Annotated in this window: 5 protein-coding genes; 3 read left to right on the forward strand and 2 right to left on the reverse strand. The window is 68.2% G+C overall.

What is annotated here, in order from left to right; translation table 11 throughout:
- Nucleotides 1-23 precede the first annotated feature (23 nt).
- Together N864_RS17010 and N864_RS17015 are read right to left on the reverse strand one after the other, a co-directional pair.
- Nucleotides 24-1,697: a hydantoinase B/oxoprolinase family protein gene (locus N864_RS17010; protein ID WP_034719636.1), complete on the reverse strand. Its 1,674-nt coding sequence runs from the start codon at nt 1,695-1,697 to the stop codon at nt 24-26.
- Nucleotides 1,694-3,736 carry a hydantoinase/oxoprolinase family protein gene (locus N864_RS17015; RefSeq protein WP_240474373.1) on the reverse strand — a complete coding sequence of 681 codons (2,043 nt, stop codon included), beginning with the start codon at nt 3,734-3,736 and terminating at the stop codon, nt 1,694-1,696. Before N864_RS17015 ends, N864_RS17010 begins: the two co-directional genes overlap by 4 nt.
- A 177-nt stretch (nt 3,737-3,913) precedes the next feature.
- On the opposite strand from N864_RS17015, the gene N864_RS17020 reads away from it, so the two are divergent.
- The 3 genes from N864_RS17020 (at nt 3,914) to N864_RS24250 (ending at nt 7,076) form a co-directional block, all read left to right on the forward strand.
- Nucleotides 3,914-5,377, forward strand: coding sequence for a leucyl aminopeptidase family protein (locus N864_RS17020; RefSeq protein ID WP_051518725.1), 1,464 nt, complete (start codon nt 3,914-3,916; stop codon nt 5,375-5,377).
- A 72-nt stretch (nt 5,378-5,449) separates the two neighbouring features.
- Nucleotides 5,450-6,142, forward strand: a complete 693-nt coding sequence (locus N864_RS17025; RefSeq protein ID WP_051518726.1) for an SDR family NAD(P)-dependent oxidoreductase — start codon at nt 5,450-5,452, stop codon at nt 6,140-6,142.
- Between the two features lie 181 nt (nt 6,143-6,323).
- On the forward strand, nt 6,324-7,076 hold the full coding sequence (locus tag N864_RS24250) for a GntR family transcriptional regulator (protein ID WP_155892988.1): 753 nt from the start codon (nt 6,324-6,326) through the stop codon (nt 7,074-7,076).
- Nucleotides 7,077-7,280 lie beyond the last annotated feature (204 nt).

A 7,280-nucleotide genomic window follows, 5' to 3' on the forward strand; every position in this document is an offset into this window, starting at 1 on the left:
GTCCTTGCGCTCGACCCGCCTGCTCAGCCCTGCTGCAGCTGGTAGACGGACGCGGCGGCGTCGCGGCTGACGAGGCCGGCGGCGAGGTCGGCTGCGACGGCGTCGCGGTCCCGCTCGGCGGGGTCGCCGTACCCGCCACCGCCGCTCGTCAGGCAACGGACCCGGTCACCCCGGCGCAGGCGCAGCCCGTTGCACTTGAGCAGGCGCCGTTCTTCGGCAGTGCCCGGGTTGACGATGACCTCCGGCCCGACCCCGGCCGAACCGCCCTGCAGCCCCCATGGCGGCGTGACGGAGCGCTCGAACCACAGGGAGATCGTGCAGTCGTGCAGCGCCTCGTACTCGCGCACGACCCCGACGCCGCCGCGCCACCGGCCGGCGCCTGCACTGTCCTCGCGCAGCGCATAGTCGCGGATGCGCAGCGGGAAGCGAGACTCGAACACCTCGATCGGCAGGTCCTTCAGCGACCCGTTGACGTTGTTGATCAAGGCACTCTCGCCGTCCGAGCCGTGCCAGGCACCCCAGCCACCCAGGGTCGCCTCGAGACTGACGTAGTCGCGTCCCACCCGCGGATCGTGGCCGGCGAGCATGACGATCATCGAGTCGCCGTGGCTCGCGGCCGCCACCCGGCTCGGCAGCGCCGGCGCCAGAGCCTGGGCGACAAGGTCGATCAGCAGGCCGAGGTGCGAGAAGTACCACTGGCAGGCGGCCGGCGCGACTGCGCCGAATATCGACCCCTCGCGGACTTGCACGGTCATCGGGCGGAACGAGCCGCCGTTGCCGGGCACATCCGGACTGATGAGCAGCTTGTAGCCGACCCGGCAGGCGGAGATCGTCTGCGCCACACCACAGTTGACCGGACCCACGGTCTGGTCGGCAGACTCGCGCACGTCGAAGTCGATCGAGTCGCCGGCGACCGTGATGCGCAGGTGCACGCGGATCGGCGTCTCGAGGTCGATCCCGTCGTTGTCGAGGAAGCCCTCTGCCTCATAGACGCCGTCGGGGATGGCTGTGATCGCGGCGCGCTCGAACCTCTCGGTCTGCTCGAAGATGTCGTCCCGGGCCGCACGCACGGTCTCGAGCCCGAAGCGGTCGACGATCTCGGCCAGGCGGGTCTGCCCCATCTCGATGCAGGCGATCATCGCGTGCATGTCACCGGTGGTCGGGTAGGGGAAGCGGACGTTGCGCGCGATGGTGTCCATGACGGCGTGCACGGGCCGGCCCCGCTCGACGAGCTTCTGCGGCCCGAGCCGCAGGCCCTCTTGGAAGATCGAGGTCGAGTCCATCGATCCGCCGGGGTCCTTGGCCCCCACGTCGATCCAGTGTGCGCGGGAGGCCGTGAAGCCGATGAGGGTCTCGTCGACGAAGACCGGACCGAAGATCGTCACGTCGTTGAGGTGGGTGCCACCGAGGTAGCTGTCGTTGAGAATCCAGACGTCACCGGGCTGCCAGACGTCGCGGCCGAACGTCTCCTCGGTCGCGATCGTGCACGTCTCGAGATTGCCAAGGAAGATCGGCAACCCCGCCGACTGACCGAGCACTTGGTGCTGATCATCGAGTAGGGCGACGACGCAGTCACCGCCTTCGTAGATGACGGGGGTGTAGGCGGACCGGATCAGCGAGGCGTTCATGTCATCGGCTGCCGATGAGAGCGCGTTGCGGATGATCTCGACGGTCACGGGGTCGGTCTGGGCGCTCACAGCGCTGCCTCCTGGGTCAGAACGAGGTTGCCGTAGTCATCCACCGCCACGAGGAAGCCGGGCGGCACGACGGTCGTTGCCGTCTCCTCGAGGACGACGGCCGGCGACGGTAGGTGGTCGCCGGGGGCAAGTCCCGAGCGTCGGACCACGGTGGCGGGCTGTCGGCGCCCGCCGAAGACGACGTGCTGAGTCGACCGCGGCGCGGCGTCAGCGACGATCTCTGGTGCTGCGGGCTTGGCTCGGCCGAGATCTCCGAAACCGGTCGTGCGGAGTGTGACGATCTCGATCGGCGCGCCTGGATTGGCATGTCCGAACCGGCCCTCGTGCATGTGCGCAAAGCGGTCAGCCAGCGCAGGCAGGAACTCCGGATCGCCGGCTTCTTCGGCGCCGACCAGGGGAACCGTCAGCGTGTACTCCTGGGCGACATAGCGGACGTCGAGGGCATGTGCCACGCTGCGCGCCTCATTCGGGACGCCCTCGTGTGCGAGAAAGTCGTGCGCCCGGTCCTCCATGGCCGCCAGGTGGGCGGAGAGGTCCGCGCGGTCAAGGTCCTCGTCCCGGAAGAAGTAGGCCTCCGCCTCGTCGGTCCGGATGGAGGTCTGTAGCATTCCCCAGGCCGAGAAGGCGCCCGGGAAGCTGGGGATCACGACGTCGCGGATCCCCAGTTCCTGTGCCAGAAAGGCAGCGTGCATCGGCCCGGCGCCGCCAAACGCCACGAGGGTGAAGTCGCGCGGCTCGATCCCACGGGCGACCGTGATGGTGCGGATGGCCTGCGCCATCTTCGCGTTCGCGACATCACAGATCCCTTCGGCCATGGCGTCGGGCGCAAGTCCGAGTTGCCCACCGAGCTCGGCCACGGCGGTCCGGGCGGCCTCGAGGTCGAGATCCATCTGGCCCCCGGCGAACCAGGCCGGGTCGACACGACCGAGGACCAGATTGGCATCGGTCACCGTTGGGTCGGTACCGCCGCGGCCGTAGCAGGCCGGGCCCGGAGAGGCGCCGGCCGACTGTGGCCCCACGCGCAGACCCCCCTGCTCGAGCCAGGCGATCGACCCACCGCCGGCGCCTACAGTGTGGATGTTCACCACTGGCATGAGGATCGGCAGGCCTTCGAGGTGCGTCTCCGGAGTCACGTCCGGCTCCCCGTCGACGACGAGGGAGACGTCGAAGGACGTGCCACCCATGTCGACACAGATCAGGTTGGCGCGGCCGAGCATCTCCCCGAGCGCGACGCCGCCCATGGCGCCACCGACCGGGCCGGAGAGCAGGGTCTGCAGCGGTCGTTGCCGGGCCGACTCGACCGTCAGGATGCCACCGGAGGACTGCATGACGTGAAGCGGCACCGCGAGCCCTCGCCGGTCGAGTTCCTCCTCGAGCCGGGTCAGGTAGCGACGGACGACCGGTCCCGTGTAGGCCTCGATGGTGGCGGACGAGCTTCGCTCGTACTCGCGCCACTCCCGCGCCGCCTCGTGGGAGAGGCTGATCGTCACGTCCGGGCCCAGCTCCTCTCGGAGGATCTCACGGGTGTGCAGCTCGTGCTCCGGAGACCGGAAGCTGTAGAGGTAGCCGACGGCGATCGCCGTGATGCCCTCGGCCCGTGCCCGAACCGCCGCGTGCCGGACGGCCTCCTCGTCGAGCGGCACGATCTCCTCGCCCTCGGCGGAGAATCGGCCGGGGATGGGGACGATGTCGGTAAGCGGGACGAGTGGCTCCGGCTTCCGGTAATGCAGGTCGTAAAGCCGCCACCGCGGTCCGCGCGCGATGTGCAGCTGGTGGCTCGCCCCCTCGGTGGCGAGCAGGAGCACTCGCTCACCGCGGCGCGTGAGAAAGGCATTGAGTCCCTGGGTCGTGCCGTGCACGAGGAAGGAGATGTCTGCCGGGTCCTCGACCAGCGAGCCGAGGGCAGCCACGACGCCTTCGGTCAGGTCGTGAGGGGTGGTCGAGGCCTTCCCCGCCCGATAACTTCCCAGTTCCTCGTCATAGGTAATGACGTCGGTGAAGGTGCCGCCGATGTCCATCGAGACGCGTTGCTGACCCACTGTTGCTTCCTTCCGTCCGGGTGCCGTCAGGTTAGGAAGCGCCGATCCAAGTGACAGTGCGGGCGGCCCAGCCACGAGGCGGACCGATGGGCTGCGGGCACCGTGCCCTCGAGGGCGGCCCAAGGATGCTCTGCAGTCGTGTCGCCAGTGCATCCCGAGGACGGAAGGTGGACCTGCATGGAGACCGCGATCTCGCTCGTCCCTGGGACCGCCGCTCGGTGCGGCGAGGGGGCCCTTCGGGTGGTCGTCGCCGCAGATGGCCTTCCCGAGCACCTCATCAGCGACGGGGCCCACACGGTCCTGCACGTCCCGTCCCCTGCATGGCGCGACCGTGACGACACCGGACTCGACTCGGTCTGCGAAGAGATCCACCGTTGGTCCAGGCTGATGGGTCGCTCGCTGCGGACCCACAAGTGGGCCCGTTCGCAGGACACACTGGTGGACCTCACCGTGCTCTGGGACACCCGCGTGCCACCCGAGCGGGCGCTTCGATTGGCCGTCCTGGGACTGATCGATGGACTCGGCGGCCCGACGGCTGCGGCGGCGGCACGTGTCCATCTGACTGGACTGCCGCACGGCCTCGACCTCGAGGACGCCCGCTCCCGGGCGCTCGTCGATGCCCGAGCCACCGCCCTGGCGCGCGACCTCGTCGATGCCCGCGCGAGCGAGGTCACCCCGGAGGTGATGGCCAGCCGTGCCGTCCAGATCGCTGAGGAATGCGGCCTGTCGGCCCGCGTCTGGCACAGCGGCGACCTGTCTGCCGCCGGCATGGGGGGCATCCTTGCGGTTGGCGCCGGATCGCCCAACCCGCCCTGTCTCGTCGAGCTGGAGTACGACCCCGCCGGCGCCGATGCGGACGTCCAACAGCCGATCTGCCTGATCGGCAAGGGGGTCACCTTCGACAGCGGAGGCCTCTCGATGAAGTCGGCCGCCGCGATGGTCGGCATGCACAGCGACAAGGCCGGCGCCGTGACCGTGCTCGCCGCCATGAGCGCGCTGCGGGACCTCGGCGCCTCCATCCCGGTTCGCGGCTACCTGCCGCTCGCCGAGAACCTGCCCGGACCGGGCGCCACCCGCCCCGGCGACATCATCACGATGCTAGACGGCACGCGTGTCGAGGTGGTCGACACCGACTTCGAGGGCCGGGTGCTGATGGCCGATGCCCTCGCACTCGCGGCCGGCGCCCCGACCCGGGCAAGCGGGCAGACCGTCGACCCCGCCACGCTGGCTGCCGCTGTCATCGACGTGGCGACCCTGACCTACCAGGCAGTCACAGCCCTCGGTCCGGAGATCGGCGCCCTCATCGCCCGCGACGACACCCTGGGCCAACGCGTCCTCGAGGCGGCCAAGCGGGCCGGCGAGCCGCTCTGGCCGTTGCCCTGGGCACCCCGGTACCGGGACCAGACCCGGTCCCGGGCACCGGGGGCCAGCCTGCGCAACCACCCGGGCACCGACACCGGACGGGCGCTCACCGCCGCACTGTTCCTCGGCGCGTTCGTGCCGCCGACGGTCCCGTGGGCCCACCTCGACATCGCAGGTCCGGCGATGTCGGGCGCCGGACCGGACGCCCGGGCAACCGGATACGGGGTGCGCACCCTCATCGACCTGCTCGAGAACTGGCCGGCTGCGAACCCTGGGTGAACCGGCGACCGCGCCCCTACTGCACCGACCACAGAGCTGACACCCACACATCACCGAACGAAGGAGACCTCCATGACGCGCACCGCCCTTGTCGTCGGCGCCGGCCAAGGAATGGGCCGTGCCGTCGCGCAGAGGCTGGCCGCCTCTGGTACCCACGTGCACCTTGCCGGCCGGACGAAAGACCACCTCGAGGCCGTCGCGGCCGAGATCCGCAGTACGGGTGGGCGCTGTGCCGTCCTCCCCTTGGACGCGACGAGCCGGGAACAGGTGAGAACTGCGGTCGGCCTCATCGGTCCGCGGCTCGACATCGTGGTCCACACCGTAGGACGCAGCCTGATGCGATCCTTCGACGAGACGAGCGAGCAGGACTGGGCGGACACGATCTCCGCCAACCTCAGCTCGGCCTTCCACGTGGCACAAGCCACGCTTCCGCTGCTCCGGGCCAGCGACAACCCGAGCCTCGTCCTCATGACCTCGAAGACAGCGCTGAAGGGCTACCCGGTCGTGGCCTACTCAGCGGCCAAGGCGGGCGTTCTCGGTATGGCGCGTGCCCTCGCTGTCGAACTCGCGCCCGAACGCATCCGTGTCGTCCCGATCTGTCCCGGACCGACCGACACGCCGATGCGTTGGGAGGCGACGCCGGAGATGGACCCAGACCTCGTGATCAACGTCGAGAACCTGGCCGCCACAGTCGAATACCTCGTCAATCTCGATCGTGGCGTCTCGGTCGACGCGCTTCTCGTCCAGTCGGCCTCCTACGACTGACGATGCTCTCGCCCCTCGGAGTCCGCTGGACAGACGGCCAGGTGATGGGTCTGGACCCGATCACGGCAGGTACCCGACCGGGAAGTGCGACCGCTGGTTGGTGGTACGGATGAGCGCCGTGTTCGCGCAGATCACTCAACGGGCGCTTTGGTCACCAGTGACGGCGCATTGAGGGAGTGGAATGGCCAGGCCAATGGCAAAAGGACCCCCCGGCGACCCCATCTGTTCGCTGGACATTGAAGCTGTCGACCCGATCGCAAATCTGCGCGATCAGGTCGCCAACCTGATAAGAGCCGCCATCCTCAGCGGGCAAATGGAGCCGAACATCGTGTATTCCGCACCGGTCTTAGCTGCTCGCCTTCGGGTTTCACCAACGCCTGTCAGAGAAGCGATGCACGAGCTGGCCCTAGAACGGCTCGTTGAAGTGATTCCGCGCAAGGGTTTCAAGGTAATCGAGTTGAGCAGTGAGGAGTTCGACGAAATCGTCGATCTACGCATACTTATTGAGGTTCCGATCGTAGGGCACATTGCTCAATTCTGGGATGAACAACGACGTGGAGCGTTCGAGCATCTGCGGAAACATGCCTTTGACCTTCAGCGGTTGGCGGGTGAGGGCGACTTGATTGCTTACGTGCAAGTCGACCGGACTTTCCATCTACAACTGTTGGCCATATCGGGCAATCAACATGCCGTCGCCGCCGTTGGTGCTCTGCATACTCGCGGCCGCCTCCACGGCCTGCAGAAGCTTGCGGAGCGAGGCGAACTGATGGCTCACGCCCGGGACCATGAACACTTGCTGAGCCTTCTTCTGAGAAGGGACGGTGAAGGCGCCTCATTGGTTATGCGTCGACACATCGCATGCATGGGCAGTGACAGGCCTAGTTCCCTTCTCCTTCCTGGGGAGATGGCAAGGGATTGCTGCGGATTCCGTTGACATACGGGGTGTGGGGTCTCAGCCGCGTAAACGGTTCGGTTGATGGTCTCAAACTGGATGGAGGCGCGTGGCGTACGAACGGCGGTGAGCGCGTCTCCTTCTATGTAGGCGGGAGCCACAAGGGGCTTGGCTCCGACCTGCGAGCCCGTCCAGACGGAGTCGTGACCCGTGCACGGCGTGACCATGACATCTCGCATCGCACGA

Origin of the sequence: Intrasporangium chromatireducens Q5-1, assembly GCF_000576575.1 — a bacterium.
Classification (GTDB): domain Bacteria; phylum Actinomycetota; class Actinomycetes; order Actinomycetales; family Dermatophilaceae; genus Intrasporangium_A; species Intrasporangium_A chromatireducens.